This is a genomic window from Pseudomonas koreensis (genome assembly GCF_024169245.1).
In the GTDB taxonomy this organism is placed as follows: domain Bacteria; phylum Pseudomonadota; class Gammaproteobacteria; order Pseudomonadales; family Pseudomonadaceae; genus Aquipseudomonas; species Aquipseudomonas koreensis_F.
Genome location: NZ_JALJWP010000001.1, coordinates 4373264 through 4388979 on the forward strand (window position 1 = coordinate 4373264; position 15716 = coordinate 4388979).

Annotated in this window: 11 protein-coding genes; 6 read left to right on the forward strand and 5 right to left on the reverse strand. The window is 61.3% G+C overall.

Translation table 11 applies throughout. The features are described from left to right. Nucleotides 1-268: 268 nt before the first annotated feature. Nucleotides 269-898: a glutathione S-transferase family protein gene (locus J2Y90_RS19375; protein WP_301291671.1), complete on the reverse strand. Its 630-nt coding sequence runs from the start codon at nucleotides 896-898 to the stop codon at nucleotides 269-271. A gap of 285 nt (nucleotides 899-1183) precedes the next feature. On the opposite strand from J2Y90_RS19375, the gene J2Y90_RS19380 reads away from it, so the two are divergent. After that, nucleotides 1184-3235 (forward strand): 2Fe-2S iron-sulfur cluster-binding protein, encoded by a 2052-nt coding sequence (locus tag J2Y90_RS19380; RefSeq protein WP_253501954.1) that lies wholly within the window; start codon nucleotides 1184-1186, stop codon nucleotides 3233-3235. 18 nt (nucleotides 3236-3253) lie between these two features. Next, nucleotides 3254-3469, forward strand: a complete 216-nt coding sequence (locus tag J2Y90_RS19385; RefSeq protein WP_253501957.1) for a hypothetical protein — start codon at nucleotides 3254-3256, stop codon at nucleotides 3467-3469. Here the strand turns inward: J2Y90_RS19385 and gabP are convergent. Together gabP and J2Y90_RS19395 are read right to left on the reverse strand one after the other, a co-directional pair. After that, a complete protein-coding gene (gabP, locus tag J2Y90_RS19390; RefSeq protein ID WP_065617368.1) occupies nucleotides 3466-4872 on the reverse strand; it encodes a GABA permease in 1407 nt (468 codons plus the stop codon). The genes J2Y90_RS19385 and gabP overlap by 4 nt on opposite strands. A gap of 235 nt (nucleotides 4873-5107) precedes the next feature. Further along, the gene (locus J2Y90_RS19395) at nucleotides 5108-7234 is read right to left on the reverse strand and encodes a TonB-dependent siderophore receptor (RefSeq protein WP_253501960.1); all 2127 of its coding nucleotides are present in this window, start codon (nucleotides 7232-7234) and stop codon (nucleotides 5108-5110) included. A 266-nt stretch (nucleotides 7235-7500) separates the two neighbouring features. Between J2Y90_RS19395 and paoC the strand changes: the two genes are divergently transcribed. Then, entirely contained in the window at nucleotides 7501-9711 is a 2211-nt protein-coding gene (gene paoC, locus J2Y90_RS19400; protein ID WP_253501963.1) for an aldehyde oxidoreductase molybdenum-binding subunit PaoC, read from the forward strand. Between the two features lie 26 nt (nucleotides 9712-9737). Next, the gene (locus J2Y90_RS19405; RefSeq protein ID WP_253501966.1) at nucleotides 9738-10070 is read left to right on the forward strand and encodes a hypothetical protein; all 333 of its coding nucleotides are present in this window, start codon (nucleotides 9738-9740) and stop codon (nucleotides 10068-10070) included. Nucleotides 10071-11351: 1281 nt separating this feature from the next. On the opposite strand, the gene J2Y90_RS19410 is transcribed toward J2Y90_RS19405, so the two are convergent. Beyond that, nucleotides 11352-11936 carry a TetR/AcrR family transcriptional regulator gene (locus J2Y90_RS19410; protein ID WP_253501969.1) on the reverse strand — a complete coding sequence of 195 codons (585 nt, stop codon included), beginning with the start codon at nucleotides 11934-11936 and terminating at the stop codon, nucleotides 11352-11354. Nucleotides 11937-12148: 212 nt separating this feature from the next. Between J2Y90_RS19410 and J2Y90_RS19415 the strand changes: the two genes are divergently transcribed. Together J2Y90_RS19415 and J2Y90_RS19420 are read left to right on the forward strand one after the other, a co-directional pair. Next, nucleotides 12149-12826: a type 1 glutamine amidotransferase domain-containing protein gene (locus J2Y90_RS19415; RefSeq protein ID WP_253501972.1), complete on the forward strand. Its 678-nt coding sequence runs from the start codon at nucleotides 12149-12151 to the stop codon at nucleotides 12824-12826. A 102-nt stretch (nucleotides 12827-12928) separates the two neighbouring features. Then, entirely contained in the window at nucleotides 12929-14050 is a 1122-nt protein-coding gene (locus J2Y90_RS19420; protein WP_253501975.1) for an alkene reductase, read from the forward strand. Nucleotides 14051-14173: 123 nt separating this feature from the next. Here the strand turns inward: J2Y90_RS19420 and J2Y90_RS19425 are convergent, their stop codons facing one another. Continuing rightward, the gene (locus J2Y90_RS19425) at nucleotides 14174-15667 is read right to left on the reverse strand and encodes a sensor domain-containing diguanylate cyclase (RefSeq protein WP_253501978.1); all 1494 of its coding nucleotides are present in this window, start codon (nucleotides 15665-15667) and stop codon (nucleotides 14174-14176) included. Nucleotides 15668-15716: the final 49 nt, after the last annotated feature.

Sequence of the window (15716 nt, forward strand, 5' to 3'; positions counted from 1 at the left end):
ATTTGCTTGCAGATGAATCAAGCGCCCCGCAGGCCCACCGCTGTGCACGGCATGCCGACGAATTTCGACAATGCCTCAACCCGCGCCAGCCACGCACTCACATTTGGAAATCCGATTGCCTTCCGGTGCATGGAATGGCACGGCCGGCGCTGAACCTGTGGGAGCGAGCTTGCTCGCGAATGCGTCCGGCCAGTCAACATCAATGCTGAATGACACACCGCCTTCGCGAGCAAGCTCGCTCCCACAGGATTGATGGAGTGTGCTGAACCTAAGCCGTTTGCAGGCCCACCGCTGTGCGCTGCATGCCGACGAATTTCGGCAGTGCCTCAACCCGTTGCAGCCAGGCCTGCACATTCGGGTAATCCTCGAGCGAGACATTGCCTTCCGGTGCGTGGGCGACGTAAGTGTAGGCGGCGACATCGGCAACGGTTGCCTTGTCACCGGCGAGGAATGCGCTGTTGGCCAGTTCGTCTTCCATCACTTGCAACAAAGCATGGGAACGTTTGATCGCATCAGCCGCGTCGTAACCGGCACCGAACACAGTGATCAAGCGCGCCGTGGCCGGGCCGGAGCTGATCTGCCCGGCAGCCACCGATAACCAGCGCTGCACCTTGGCTTGCTCGACAGGGTCACTCGGCAGCCATTGGCCGTTGCCATATTTGCCGGCCAGATACACAAGAATGCCGTTGGAATCAGCGAGCACCGTGCCGTTGTCGTCAATCACCGGAACCTGGCCGAAACGGTTGAGGGCAAGAAATTCGGGCGTTTTGTGCGCGCCCTTCATCAGGTCGACGAACACCAGTTCGGTCGGAACGTCCAGCAGGGACAGCATCAACTCGACGCGATGCGAATGGCCGGACAACGGATGGCGGTATAGTTTGACGGCTGACTGAGACATGACGTGCTCCTGAATTATTCGAGGTCGACCCGCTGATCGTGTCGATGGGGCTCATCCTGCTCCCCTGCCGCAAATCGCGGAATCCTCACTCAATACAATCGAGCATTTCAGCCAGTGAAATAATCCCCCTCGTCCTTAGACGCACGTAGGGATCATTTCACCGAATGAAACAGTGGATTGCAGTTTCTGGCCATTCTCTCGCAACCGGCCGAGAGCGAACATGAGTCCACTTGAGCTTCAGCCCCTAGCGGCTCACCGGCCCGTTTGCACCCGAGGAGAATCGAAATGGACACAGCGTCGAAACCGCAGCCCTCGCCCTGGCATGAAGGTGAGTTGACCCTGCAACGTGCCGTCGGCGCGGTGGAAATGATGGTCGGCGTTGGCCAGCGGCAACTGGCCCGCGACTGGATGCCGGACCAGCACCGCGAGTTCTATGCGCAACTGCCCTTCGTCGTGCTCGGCGCCGTCGACAGCCAGGGCGATCCATGGGCAACGCTGCGCACCGGTCAACCGGGGTTCATGGATTCGCCGTCACCACAGGTCCTGAAAATCAAACTCGACGCCCAGTCCAACGACCCGGCCAATCAGGGTCTGCAGCCCGGCGATGCGATCGGCATGCTCGGCATCGAACTGCACACCCGCCGGCGCAATCGCATGAACGGCAACATCAGTCGCCGCGATGACAACAGTCTCGAGATCGGCGTGACCCAGGCTTACGGCAATTGCCCGCGCTACATCAATCTGCGCCATTACGCCTTCGTCGACGAAACCACCGACACCGCGCTCGACTTGCCGGTCAGCGAACCCTTGGTGCGCGACATGATCACCGCCGCCGATTCGTTCTACGTCGCCACTTACGTGGTGCGCGACGGTGAGCGTCAGGTCGATGTGTCCCATCGCGGCGGCAAATCCGGTTTCGTGCGTATGGACGAGGACGGCACCCTGACCATCCCGGATTTCTCCGGCAATCTGTTCTTCAACACCCTCGGCAATATCCTGCTCAATCCGCGTGCCGGACTGACCTTCATCGATTTTGAAAGCGGCGATCTGTTGCAGATGACCGGCAGTGCCGAAGTGCTGCTCGACGATCCGCAGATCGCCGCGTTTCAGGGTGCCGAGCGTCTGTGGCGTTTCAAGCCGCAGCGCATCGTTTACCGTCAGGCCGCGTTACCGTTGCGTTGGGCCGAGCAGCCGGAAGGCGATTCGCCCAATTCGCAGATGACCGGCAGCTGGGAGCAGACCCGTGAACGTTTGCAGGCCGAGGCGCTGCGCAATCAATGGCGTGCGCTGCACGTCACGCGGGTGGTCGATGAGAGTCCGCAGATTCGCTCCTTTTACCTGCAAGCCAACGACGGCTTCGGCCTGCCGCGCTTCGAACCAGGCCAGCACTTGCCGATCAAGGTCTTGCTCGACGGCCAGGACGCCGCGTCGATCCGCACTTACAGCGTGTCCAGCGCGCCGTCGGACGAGTTCTTGCGCATTAGCGTCAAACGCGATGGCTCGGTTTCTTCACACTTGCACGACCGGGTTCAAGCACTGGATTTGATCGAAGCCCGCGCGCCGCAAGGCGACTTTACCGTCGACGCCACCGAACGCCGCCCGCTGGTGCTGCTCGCCGCTGGGGTCGGGGTGACGCCGTTGCTGTCGATGCTGCGCGAGGTGGTCTATCAGGGCAAACGCATCAGCCGCATGCGCCCGACCTGGGTGGTGCAAAGCAGTCGCACCGTCGAGGATCTGGCCTTTCGCGAAGAAATCGATGCTTTGGCTGCGCGTGCCGGCGACAAGGTCAAAGTGCTGCGGGTGGTCAGCCAGCCGCCGCTGGAAGCAACAGCGCAGGGTTACGACCATGCCGGGCGCATCGACATCGCCTTGCTGAAAAGCCTGCTGCCGCTGGATGACTACGATTTCTACCTGTGCGGCCCGGGCAGTTTCACCCAGGCGCTGTACGACGGCCTGCGCAAAATGCGCATTCCCGACGATCGGATCCACGCCGAAACCTTCGGCCCGTCGACGCTGATCCGCGATGTCGAAATCAGCACCCCGGCGCCGCCGCAAGTGCCGGTCGCCGAAGAACCGGTCAAGGTGTTGTTCGCCACGTCCGGCAAGGAAGCGCGCTGGGAACCGGGCAGCGGCACCCTGCTGGAACTGGCCGAGGCGCGTGGTCTGAATCCAGAATTCAGCTGCCGCGGCGGTTCATGCGGTACCTGCAAAACCCGCCTGAGCAGTGGCCAGGTGCATTACCTCACCCCGCCGGCCATGCGCCTGGCGGACGACGAAGTGCTGATCTGCTGCGCCGCCCCGGCGCAGGGCAGCGACACCCTGGTGCTGGACGTTTGAATCATGAGGAGGTGCGCCATGAACCCGTTTGCCGAAACCACCGTTGTCGTTTGGCCTGAGGACAATGCCGCGCTGTCAGCCAGCGAGTGCGAACGCAGCTTCTTGCTGCCGCAATTGATGGGCTCGCTCGCGGGTGAAACCTGCGCGATGACTGGCTCATTCAATCAACGTGAACATCTGCCTTCGAGCCCGAACGGCTGGTTTTCCCGTGGGCTCAAGGCGCTGTTTGCTTAGGCTTTGCTCGCAGCCGCCACTCTGCCCGCCGGCCGATGCTGGCGGCTGGTGGCCAATCCGATGAACGAGATCAGCAGCGCCAGGCCAATCGTCGAGCTCACTTCCATGCGATGTTCAGGGGTGATCATCATCACCGCCAGAGCCGCGCAGATAAAGGCGATGACCAGCCAGGTGAGCCACGGAAACAGCCACATGCGCAAGGTCATTTCGACCTTCTCCCGTTCCAGCCGGCGGCGCATGCGCAACTGCGAAATGGCGATCACCAGATACACCAGCAAGGCAATCGCGCCGGAGCTGGCGAGCAGGAACTGGAACAACCCGGCCGGCATGAAATAGCTGAGCAAGGTAACGCCTGCGCCGATCACCGTGCTGGCAATGACCGCCGCACGTGGCACGCCGGCGGCCGAGGTCACTTTCAACGCTGGCGGTGCATCGCCACGTCGACCCAAGGAATAGAGCATGCGCGAGGAAATGTAGATCGACGAGTTCATGCAACTGGCGACCGCAATCAGCACGACCACGTCGACGAGGAATTTGGCGTTGGGGATGTTCATCAGCTCCAGCGCGCGCTGGTAGGAACCGACCGACGCCAGTTGCGGGTCATTCCACGGCACCACGGAAATCACCACGAAGATCGACAGCAGATAGAAAATGCCGATACGCCAGATCACCGAGCGTGTGGCCTTGGCGATGTTTTGCGCCGGATTGTTCGATTCCGCAGCGGCGATGGTCACCGCTTCGGTGCCGATGAAACTGAACATGATGGTGATGAACGCGCCGACCACTGCCGACATGCCGTTCGGCGCGAAGCCGCCGTGCTCGGCCATCAGCGTGCTCAGGCCACTGGCTTCGCGCTCGGGAATCCAGCCCATCAGTACCGCAAAGCCCAGGCCGATGAAACCGATGATCGCGATGACCTTGGCCATGGCGAACCAGAATTCGAACTCGCCGTATTTCGACACGCTGAACAGGTTGGTGATCACCAGCAGCACGATCGACAGCAAGGCGAACAGCCAGGCATCGACCTGGGGAAACCATTGGTTGAGCACATGCCCGGCGGCCAGCGCTTCGATCGGAATCACCAGCACCCAGAACCACCAGTAGAGCCAGCCGATGGTGAACCCGGCCCAGCGACCGATGGCCTGATCGGCGTAGGTGGAAAACGAGCCGGTGTCGGGATGCGCCACGGCCATTTCGCCGAGCATGCGCATCACCAGCACGACCAGCAGACCGGAGAACAGATAAGCGAGCAGCACCGCTGGACCCGCGGCGGCGATGGCGTGGCCTGAGCCAACGAAAAGTCCTGCGCCGATGATGCCGGCAATCGAAAGCATGGTGACGTGACGCGGTTTGAAACCTTGCGCCAACTGACCGTTGGAGTCCTTGGGGTTCAGGCTGTTCATGGGTTCTTATTGTTCTCATGATCGACGTTTGGGCCACTGACTGTGCGTCAGGCGATCATCATTTCCTTGAGCCGACTCAGGCGAAAGCTGCGACGCAGACGCTTTGCCGACGAAACGATGCTTCACCTTACGTGGCCCGACCGCCGCACAACTAGCCTGAGTGCGGCATGCCGATGCCTGATCTCGACATGCCACTCTCAGGCCACCATGGGTCGTCGACAACCTGTGCGACGATTTACAGCGTGTAGGAAATCCCCACCTGCACGGTTCGCGGCGCGCCCGGGTAGGCGTAAACGTTGCCGAAGGCGCCTTCTTCGTAGTCGCGATCGAAGATGTTTTTCACATCGAGATTGAGCCGCACCTTGTCGTTGACCTTGTAGAAGCTCAGCAGGTCGACCACGGTGTAACTGCCCATGGAAAACGCGGTGTTGGCCGTCTGCCCGGCGCGCTCGTCGACGTATTTCAGGCCGGTACCGAGGCCAAGGCCTTTGAGCGTGCCGTCCTGGAACTCGTACATGTTGAGCAGGCTGAAGCTGTTCTTCGGGATGTTCAGCAGGCGGGTGCCGGAGCGCAGCGTGTTGTCCTTGGTCACCTCTGCGTCGACGTAAGCGTAACCGCCGACCACTCGCCACTCAGGGGTGAGGTTGCCGGTAACGTTGACGTCGAAACCACGGCTGCGCACTTCGCCGGCGGCAACGCTGAAGGTCGAATCCACCGGGTCGGTGGTCAACACGTTGCGTTTTTCAATCTGGTAGATCGCTGCGTCGACGCTCAACTGCTGATCCAGCGCTTCCCATTTCACGCCCATCTCATAGGACTTGCCCTTCTCCGGGGCGAAGCCGCCACCCTCACGACTGGCACCCGTGTTGGGCTTGAACGAGCGCGCGGTGTTGGCGTAGACCGCCAGGGTTTCGCTCAGGTCGTAGGTGACGCCGATGCGCGGAGTGACGGCGTTGTCGCTGGCCTGCCAGCTCTTGCCGCCCGGCACGTAGGTTTCGTAATCGTGCTCGAAGCGCTCGAAACGCGCGCCGGCCAGCACTTTCAGTTTGTCGGTCAGTGCCACCTGATCCTGCACGAACGCGGCGTAGGTCTTGAGGTTTTCTTTGTCGTGGGTCGGCGTGCGGGTCAGCGCCGGGCGTGGCTGGCCGTAGACCGGATTGAAGATGTCGATCGGGTAGGCACTGACGGCGCCGCTGGAGCGCTGGATGATCGACTTGTAGTCGTAATCTTCGTACTCGATGCCGGTGAGCAAGGTGTGCTGCAGACCGCCGGTGTCGAAATGCCCGGTGAGGTTGAGCTGGGTGTCCTTGTCGGTCCATTCCAGCTTGCGGTAGTTGAAGTTGCGTCCCAGCGTACGGCCGTCAGCGGCAATGCCGTTGGCTTCGATCGCGTCGCCCTTGAGCGAGCCGTCGAGCCACTGGAAGCCGCCGCCAAGAGTCCAGTCGTCGTTGAGCATGTGCTCGAAACGCAGCTGCGCCATGTTGTTGTCATTGTGCAGTTTGCCGACGTCTTTCTCGCCGAAGAAGGTATCGCGCGAGGCGGTGCCGATCTGCCGGGGATAACGCGTCACGCCACGATCGAGCGGCGCGTTGTTACGCATGAAGTCGCCTTCGAAGATCAGCTTGGTCGCGTCGGTCGCCTGCCAGCTCAGCACTGGCGTGATGCCGTAGCGCTCGGTCTCGACATGATCGCGGAAGGTGTCGCCGCCCTCGCCCACCACATTCAAACGATAGGCCAGGCGGCCTTCTTCATCGAGCGGCCCGGAAGCATCGAGGGTGCCGCGCTTCATGCCCTGGTCATTCAACTGGCTACCGAGGGTGACCGTGCGCTCGGGCAACGGCTGTTTCGACACCACGTTGAAGGTACCGCCGGGATCGCCACGGCCATACAGCATGGTCGCCGGACCGCGCAGCACTTCCAGTCGCTCGATGGTGTTGGCATCGGGCATGTTCGGGTAGCCACGGTTGATCGGGAAACCGTTGCGGTAGAACTCGCCAGTAGTGAAGCCGCGCACGGTGAACGTGGTCAGGCCCTGGCCACCGAAATTGTTCGCCCGCCCAACGCCGCCGGCGTAATCCAGCGCATCCTGCAAACGCGTCGCGCCGAGGTCTTCGACGGCATCCTTGGTCACCACGCTGATGGACTGCGGGGTTTCATGAATCGAAGTGTCGGTGCGAGTGGCGCTGGCCGAACGGGTCGCGCGGTAGCCTTGCACCGGGCCGTCTGCCCTTTCGTAGTCCGCTGTGCCGACCACGTCGGTCGCTTCCAGCTCTAGCGTTGATGAAGTCGGTTCGGCTGACTCAGCCCACGAGGAAGAAGACAACGCCTGCAGCACACAGATGGAAAGCAGAGTTCGACGCATGAGGTGAAAACCTTTACGAATAGGCCAGAACGAAGGGCAAAACCGCCATTGAAAACGCGGCGCATGGTATACCGGCGCATTGGTAATTGAAACTTATTCTTATTTGTCATGCTGGTCAGGATTGGTGAGCAGGATTCATCACTTCATCCTGAAACCGCGCATTATCAGTTGCGCGTCAATGGCCTAGGCTCGTTGAGATCCGACGTCAACCGATGGCTGCGCGGCGCTAACTGTTCGCCGCCAGCCCGACTGAAAGGAATCCGCCTATGAAATTCGACACCCCGGCCGACACCAATCCGATCGACCAGTTGAAGGTGATCGGCCAACCTGCCGACCGTATCGACGGCAAGCTGAAAACCACCGGCACCGCCACTTACGCCTACGAACAGCACGCAGCGGCACCCGATGCCGCTTACGGCTATATCGTTGGCGCCGGGATCGGCAAGGGCCGCATCGCCTCGATTGATTCGGACCGAGCGAGCGAGGCGTCCGGGGTGATCGCCATCGTCACTTATGAGAACGCCGGACCGTTGGCCAAGGGCGAGTTTTACGTGGCCCGGGCCTTGGCCGGGCCGCAGGTCGATCACTATCATCAGGCCGTGGCAATTGTCGTCGCGAACACCTTTGAGGAGGCACGCGCTGCGGCTGGGCTGCTCGATATTCGCTACGTGGCCGAACCGGGTTCGTTCAATCTGGCGGCGGCGAAAGACTCAGCGCCCCCAGCGCCGCCGGCCGGTTTCGGCCCGCCGCCGCAGACCAGCGTCGGTGACTTCGAAGGCGCCTTCAACGCCGCGCCGTTGCAGATCGATCAGCACTACAGCACACCCGATCAAGCACACGCGATGATGGAACCACACGCGACCATCGCCCGCTGGAACGGCAAGCAGCTGACCTTGTGGACATCGATTCAACAGATCAACTGGGGCGTGCGCGATCTGGCGAAAACCCTCGGCATCGCCAAGGAAGATGTGCGCCTGATCTCGCCGTATATCGGCGGCGGTTTCGGCGGTAAAGGCACGATTCTCTGCGACGCGGTACTGGCGTCTCTGGCCGCCCGACATGCCGGGCGCGCGGTGAAGGTCGCATTGCCGCGGCCGCTGATGTTCAACAACCTGACCCACCGCCCAGCGACGATTCAGCGCATACGCATCGGTGCCAATCGTGACGGCGTGATCACGGCGATCGGCCACGAGAGCTGGTCGGGCAATCTGCGCGGCGGGCGCGCCGAAGCGGCCACCGCGTCAACCCGATTGCTTTACGCCGGGGCCAATCGCATGACTCGTTTGAACCTGGCCGTGCTTGATCTCGCCGAGGGTTCGGCGATGCGCGCGCCGGGTGAGGCACCGGGGATGATGGCGCTGGAAATCGCCATGGATGAACTGGCCGAAAAGCTGCAGATGGATCCGCTGCAGTTGCGCGTCCTCAACGACACGCAGGTCGATCCGGAGCAACCGTCGCGGCCGTTTTCCAAACGGCAACTCGTGGAGTGTCTGAACACTGGCGCCGAGCGCTTTGGCTGGAGTCAGCGCAGCCCTCAACCCGGTCAGCGACGCGAGGGCGGTTGGCTGATCGGCATCGGGCTGGCCTCGGCAATTCGCGGCGCACCGACCACCGCATCGGCGGCGCGCGTGCGCCTTGATCGCCAAGGCATCATCACCGTCGAAACCGACATGACCGACATCGGCACCGGCAGTTACACCATCATTGCCCAGACCGCCGCGGAAATGATGGGCGTACCGCTGGAGCGTGTCGTGGTGCATTTGGGCGATTCGCGGTTTCCGGAATCGTCAGGCTCCGGCGGCCAGTGGGGCGCGGCCTCCTCCACTGCCGGCGTGTATGCCGCGTGCCTGAAATTGCGCGAAGCCGCCGCTCGCGCCGTCGGGATCGATCCTCAGCAAGCGGAGTTTGTGGAGGGGCAAATCCGCGCAGGCTCGCAGCACGTTGCCCTGTCGCAAGCTGCCGCCAAGGGCGAGTTGACTGGCGAGGACCGCATGGAATACGGCGATCTGGCCCAGCGTTTTGCCCAGCAGACTTTCGGCGCGCATTTCGCCGAGGTCGCGGTCAACGCAGCGACCGGCGAAATTCGCCTGCGCCGGCAGTTGGCCGTGTGTGCCGCCGGGCGCATCCTCAACCCGAAAACCGCGCGCAGCCAGATCATCGGCGGCATGACCATGGGCGCAGGCGCGGCATTGATGGAAGAGCTGGCGGTGGATCATCGTATGGGCTTTTTCGTCAATCACGATCTGGCCGGCTATGAGGTGCCGGTGCACGCCGACATTCCCCACCAGGAGGTGATTTTTCTCGATGAAGTCGACCCGTATGCCACCCCGTTGAAAGCCAAAGGCGTCGGCGAACTGGGTATCAGCGGCGCGGCGGCGGCTATCGCCAACGCGATCTATAACGCTTGCGGCGTACGGGTGCGCGATTATCCGATTACGCTGGATAAACTCATCGGCGAGTTGTCTTACCCGGTCTGAGAGCGGATCACCCGAGGCCATCGCCTATGCCCCCCACCACCCCCGACGGTCGCTATTTTGTGGTCAAGCAGCAGCTCTGGCGCTGCAGCAATCCATCGCTACCAGACACAGAACGCGAGGCGCTGGTCGCAGATCTCATGGCGGCGCGGCGTGCGGTCAAAGAAGCGAAGCGTGCGGACGATGCACAGGCGTTGAAGTCAGCCAGAGCGCGCGTAAACGAGGCGAAAGTCGCCCTGGGTGAGCGCGGCCCGGTGTGGTGGGATGACGGCAGCCCGGATTACAACCGTTTCAAAGTGACCAATACACCGTATGCGCAGTGGTATGAACAACTGCCTGACGAAGGCAGCAGTCCAGCCTGAGTCTTGAATGGCCTGCGGATCCCCAACTCAACAAGCAACGCAGGTCTCCTGTGGGAGCGAGCCTGCTCGCGAATGCATTGGGTCAGGCAATGAAGATGTTGAATGTGCCGCCGTCTTCGCGAGCAGGCTCGCTCCCACCGGGATTGGGGATTGAATGCAGATCGATGGTTCAGCACATAACAGTGTAGGAGTGAGCCTGCTCGCGATTGCGGTGGGTCAGTTGAATGATTCGCTGACTGATACGACGCCATCGCGAGCAGGCTCACTCCTACATTGGGTTTTGTGTGTTGCCGGGTTTTGCACATACCGCGAAAACTGTGGGAGCGAGCTTGCTCGCGAATGCATTGGGTCAGGCAATGAAGATGTTGAATGTGCCGCCCTCTTCGCGAGCAAGCTCGCTCCCACCGGGATTGGGGATTGGATGAAGATCGATGGTTCGGCACATAACAGTGTAGGAGTGAGCCTGCTCGCGATTGCGGTGGGTCAGTTGAATGATTCGCTGACTGATACGACGCCATCGCGAGCAGGCTCACTCCTACATTGGGTTTTGTGTGTTGCCGGGTTTTGCACATACCGCGAAAAGTGTGGGAGCGAGCTTGCTCGCGAATGCATTGGGTCAGGCGATGAAGATTTTGAATGTGCCGCCCTCTTCGCGAGCAAGCTCGCTCCCACAGGGATTGGGATTGAATGAAGATCTATGGTTCGGCACATAACAGTGTGGGAGCGAGCCTGCTCGCGAATGCATTGGGTCAGGCGATGAAGATGTTGAATGTGCCGCCCTCTTCGCGAGCAAGCTCGCTCCCACAGGGGATTGGGGATTGAATGAAGATCGATGGTTCGGCACACAACTGTGTGGGAGCGAGCCTGCTCGCGAATGCATTGGGTCAGGCGATGAAGATGTTGAATGTGCCGCCCTCTTCGCGAGCAAGCTCGCTCCCACAGGGGATTGGGGATTGAATGAAGATCGATGGTTCGGCACAAAACAGTGTAGGAGTGAGCCTGCTCGCGAATGCGGTGGGTCAGTTGAATGATTCATTGACTGATACGACGCCATCGCGAGCAGGCTCACTCCTACATTGGGTTTTGTGTGTTGGCGGTTTTTTTGTATTCGCCGCGAAAACCTGTGGGAGCGAGCTTGCTCGCGAATGCATTGGGTCAGGCAATGAAGATGTTGAATGTGCTGCCGTCTTCGCGAGCAGGCTCGCTCCCACAGGAATTGGGGATTGAATGCAGATCGATGGTTCAGCACAAAACAGTGTAGGAGTGAGCTTGCGGTGAGGCTCAGACTCGCAGCAACTGCCGGGTCATCGCCATTGAGGTCTCCAGCGATTGCCCGGTGCGCTGCAATTTGTTCAGCAGGCTCGCGCCGAGCCAGAGCTGATACAGCGTCTCTGCCAACTTCCTCGCATCGCCCTCGGGCAGGCTTTGGTCGGTCTGGCCCTGTTCGATGCATTCGGTGATGCGCGCGACGATGCGTTCGGCGCCGTCGCGCAAGGTCAGGCGCATCGATTCGGAGAGGTCGGCGACTTCGGCGCTGAGTTTCACCACCAGGCATTCATCGCCATGGCCTTCCAGGGTGCAGCGGTTCTGCCAGCCCTGCCAGTAATCCATCAGCCGCTCGAAGGCCGTCAGCCCGGGCAACGTCAGGCGTCGTTCCATGTCGGCGAGGTAGTCGACGAAATAATCCTCGAGCAGCGCCTGGCCGTACAACTCCTTGGATTTGAAGTAGTGATAGAACGAGCCCTTGGGCACGCCGGCGGTCTGCAGGATCTCGTTGAGGCCGACGCTGGTGAAGCCCTTCTCGGCCATCATGCGGTGGCCGGTGTCGAGCAAGTGTTGGCGGGTGTCGTCAAAGGTCGGCTTCATGGTGCGCAAAATTCCAGACAATAGACCAGTCGTATACTTTTCAGGACCGCGAGTTTGCCATATCCACCAGGCAAAAACATTTTCTGAAAAAATTACTAGACGACTGGTCTAATTGGAAACTATGCTGCGCCCCGACACGACAAATTCATGCGGCACCGACATCAGCGAATCCCTCGCCTTCTGCCGATGCCAGACCAACCCAAGGGTGCTCTATGAAAATCTTGATGGTTCTGACTTCCCACGATCAACTCGGCAACACCGGCAAGAAAACCGGCTTCTGGCTGGAAGAGTTCGCCGCGCCCTACTACGCCTTCAAGGACGCCGGCGCCGACGTCACGCTGGTTTCCCCGGCCGGCGGGCAGCCGCCGCTCGATCCGAAAAGCGACGAGCCCGGCGCGCAGACTGCGGAGACCGATCGCTTCCGCGCCGATCCGGCCGCGCAAAAAGCATTGGCCAGCACTGGCCGTCTGGCTGATGTGAAGGCCGAAGATTTCGACGCAGTGTTCTACCCAGGCGGCCACGGCCCACTGTGGGATCTGGCCGAAGACAAAGCTTCGATTGCGCTGATCGAAGCCTTCGACCGCGCCAACAAGCCCCACGGTTTTGTCTGCCACGCACCAGGCGTGCTTCTGCATGTCGTGCGCGCTGATGGCCAGCCGATCGTCAAGGATCGCGACGTCACCGGTTTCACCAACGCCGAAGAAGCGGCGGTCGGCCTGACTGAAGTGGTGCCGTTCCTCATCGAAGACGAATTCCAGCGTCTTGGCGGGCGCTATTCGAAAGTCGCCGACTGGCAGGTACATGTGGTAACTGACGGGCACTTGGTCACTGGCCAGAATCCGGCCAGTTCCGCCGCGGTTGCTGCAAAGCTGTTGCAACTGCTCGGCTGAACCCTCGTTCCAACCCGACCAACGCCGCGTGCGTACAGCGTGGCGTTGTTTTTTTGCCCAGTTACTAGTCGACTGGTCTAATCAGATTCCAAGGCTTACCCCATGAACAATGCTTTCTTCACGCCCACTAAATTGGGCGCACACACCCTGAAAAACCGCATCGTCCTGCCACCCCTCACCCGCCAGCGCAGCACGCAGCCGGGCAATGTCGCCAACGAGCTGATGGCCGAGTATTACCAACAGCGCGCCGGTGCCGGTTTGCTGGTTACCGAAGGCACGCAGATCGAACCGCGCGGCCAGGGTTATGCGTGGACGCCGGGCATCCACACGCCGGAGCAGATCGCCGGTTGGCGCAAAGTCACCGAGGCGGTGCATGCGGTGGATGGCGTGATCTTCGCCCAGCTCTGGCATGTAGGTCGCGTATCCCACACGGCGTTGCAGCCCAATGGCGACGCGCCCGTGTCGGCCTCTGCTGTCGCCACGGACCGCGTCAGCGTGTTCATCGAAACCGCGCCCGGTGCCGGTGAACTGGTGCCGCCGTCCGCCCCTCGCGCGCTGAGCACCGATGAAGTGCAGGAACTGATTCAGCTGTATATCCAGGCCGCACGCAACGCGATGGACGCGGGTTTCGACGGCATCGAACTGCACTGCGCCAACGGTTATCTGGTCAACCAGTTCATCTCCGCCCACAGCAATCTGCGCACCGATCAGTACGGTGGCTCGCTGGACAATCGCTTGCGCTTTTTGCGCGAAGTGGTAGCTGGCGTCGCGGAATGTATCGGCAAGGACAAGGTCGGTGTGCGGTTTGCGCCGCTGTTCAGCACCACCGATGAAGCGCGGACCTATCTGGGTCTGGTCGAGGAAGATCCGCACACCACCTACATCGCCGCAATCAAGATTCTCGAAGACGTGGGCATCGCCTACCTGTCGATCGCCGAAGCCGACTGGGACAACGCGCCCGCGATGCCGCAGACCTTTCGCCAGGCCGTGCGCGATACGTTCAGCGGCGCGATCATTTACGCCGGGCGCTACACCGCCGAAACCGGCGCGCAATTGCTGGAGTCAGGGCTGGCTGATCTCGTCGCATTTGGCCGGCCATTCATGGCCAACCCGGATCTGCCGGCGCGGATTGCCCATGGCTGGCCGTTGAATCAATTGAATCCTGCCACGGTGTATGGCGGTGGTGCCGCGGGTTATACCGATTACCCGACCTACTCCGCCTAAGCACCCAACACAAATCCCCTGTAGGAGTGAGCCTGCTCGGGATAGCGGTGGGTCAGCCAATACATGTGCAAGCTGACCCACCGCTATCGCGAGCAGGCTCACTCCTACAGGTTTTCGGGTGTGTCAGGCCATGCCGTTGCGCCCCGCCGCTTTCGCGCGATAAAGCGCCTGATCGGCGGCCTCGATCAACTCCGGCAGCGAATCCAGCTGCGCGCCCGCACCCACTGCCATACCGATACTCACCGTGACCCGACCGAACGGGCTGGCCGGATGGGCGATGTTCGCCTGCTGCAACCGCTCGAGCACCAGCTGCCCCACCACCGTGGCACCGGCGCCGTCGGTGGCCGGCATGATCACCGCCATTTCCTCGCCACCGTAGCGCGCGACCAGATCCGAGGGGCGTCGCACGCAGCTCTCGAGCACCTTGCTGACCGCTTGCAGGCAGGCATCGCCGGCGACGTGGCCCAAGGTATCGTTGAACAATTTGAAGTGATCGATATCGATCATCAGCAAGGCCAGCGAGGTTCCGTCACGCTGCGCCCGCCGCGCTTCCACCGCCAGTGTTTCATCGAAGCAGCGGCGGTTGGCGAGGCCGGTCAGCGCATCCTTCAGCGCCAGCAATTCCAGCTGTCGATTGGATGCGAGCAACTGCTGCTGGGCATCGCGCAAGGCTTCTTCAGCTTCGGTGCGGCGGCGAATGTCGAGGATCAGGAACCAACCAATCAACCCGGTCAGCCCCAGCAGCCCAACCACTACCACCGCCGACAACGCCGCTTCGATACGCCACGCCGCCAGCGCTTCGTCCTTGCCCAGGGCAACGGTGGTAATCAGCGGCAGACTTTCGCTTTTGCGGAACGCGTACAGCCGCTCGACGCCGTCGAGGCTGGAGGTGTACGACGCCGTGCCAACCGAGCGGTCGACGAGGTATTTGGCGTAGATTGGCGATGACGAGAAATTGCGGCCCATGTCCTGCTCGCGGAACGGGTAGCGCACCAACAGCGTGCCATCGGTGTACGACAGACCGATCGCGCCGTCCTGGCCAACGTCGAGTTTGCCAAATACACGCAGGAAGTTTTCCACTCCCAGGGTCACCGCCACCACCCCGGCGAACTGACCATCGTCGTCATTGAAGCGACGGCTGATGGTCACCACCCATTCGTGATTTGAACGGCTCTGAATCGGCGGGCCAATGAACGGCTCGCGGCTCGGACTGTCACGGTGATGAATGAAATAGGCGCGGTCGCTGCTGTTGGCACCCTCCGGAATCGGCCGGTTGGAGGACATCAGCCAGTAACCGTGGCGGTCATAGACGGTAATGCCGCTGAGCTGTGGCATCAGCGGCTGCTGGTGGTCGATCAGGGTCTTGATGCGCTGGATCTGCGTCGGCCCGCTGCCCTCGGTTTCGAGGCGTTCGACCAGCCCGAGCAAGAGCAGCGAGCTTTGCCGGACGATGCCTTCGGTGTAGGTGTTGAGCGCCTGGGTCAGGTTCAGGCCATGCACGTCGACCTCGGCCAGCGCGCGTTCACGCGAAGACCATACTTTCCAGATCGTCAGCGAAGTCAGGGAACAGCCAATCACCAGCAGCAGGAGCATTACAAGGCGAGTATCACGCTTCACGTCTGTACCTTAAGGAAGTCCGGGATCCATTCCAGCCATCATTCGAACG

Coding starts and splice junctions, on each gene's coding strand:
- J2Y90_RS19375 (WP_301291671.1), bottom strand. CDS start 898: ATGTCTCAGTCAGCCGTCAAACTATACCGCCATCCGTTGTCCGGCCAT.
- J2Y90_RS19380 (WP_253501954.1), top strand. CDS start 1,184: ATGGACACAGCGTCGAAACCGCAGCCCTCGCCCTGGCATGAAGGTGAG.
- J2Y90_RS19385 (WP_253501957.1), top strand. CDS start 3,254: ATGAACCCGTTTGCCGAAACCACCGTTGTCGTTTGGCCTGAGGACAAT.
- gabP (WP_065617368.1), bottom strand. CDS start 4,872: ATGAACAGCCTGAACCCCAAGGACTCCAACGGTCAGTTGGCGCAAGGT.
- J2Y90_RS19395 (WP_253501960.1), bottom strand. CDS start 7,234: ATGCGTCGAACTCTGCTTTCCATCTGTGTGCTGCAGGCGTTGTCTTCT.
- paoC (WP_253501963.1), top strand. CDS start 7,501: ATGAAATTCGACACCCCGGCCGACACCAATCCGATCGACCAGTTGAAG.
- J2Y90_RS19405 (WP_253501966.1), top strand. CDS start 9,738: ATGCCCCCCACCACCCCCGACGGTCGCTATTTTGTGGTCAAGCAGCAG.
- J2Y90_RS19410 (WP_253501969.1), bottom strand. CDS start 11,936: ATGAAGCCGACCTTTGACGACACCCGCCAACACTTGCTCGACACCGGC.
- J2Y90_RS19415 (WP_253501972.1), top strand. CDS start 12,149: ATGAAAATCTTGATGGTTCTGACTTCCCACGATCAACTCGGCAACACC.
- J2Y90_RS19420 (WP_253501975.1), top strand. CDS start 12,929: ATGAACAATGCTTTCTTCACGCCCACTAAATTGGGCGCACACACCCTG.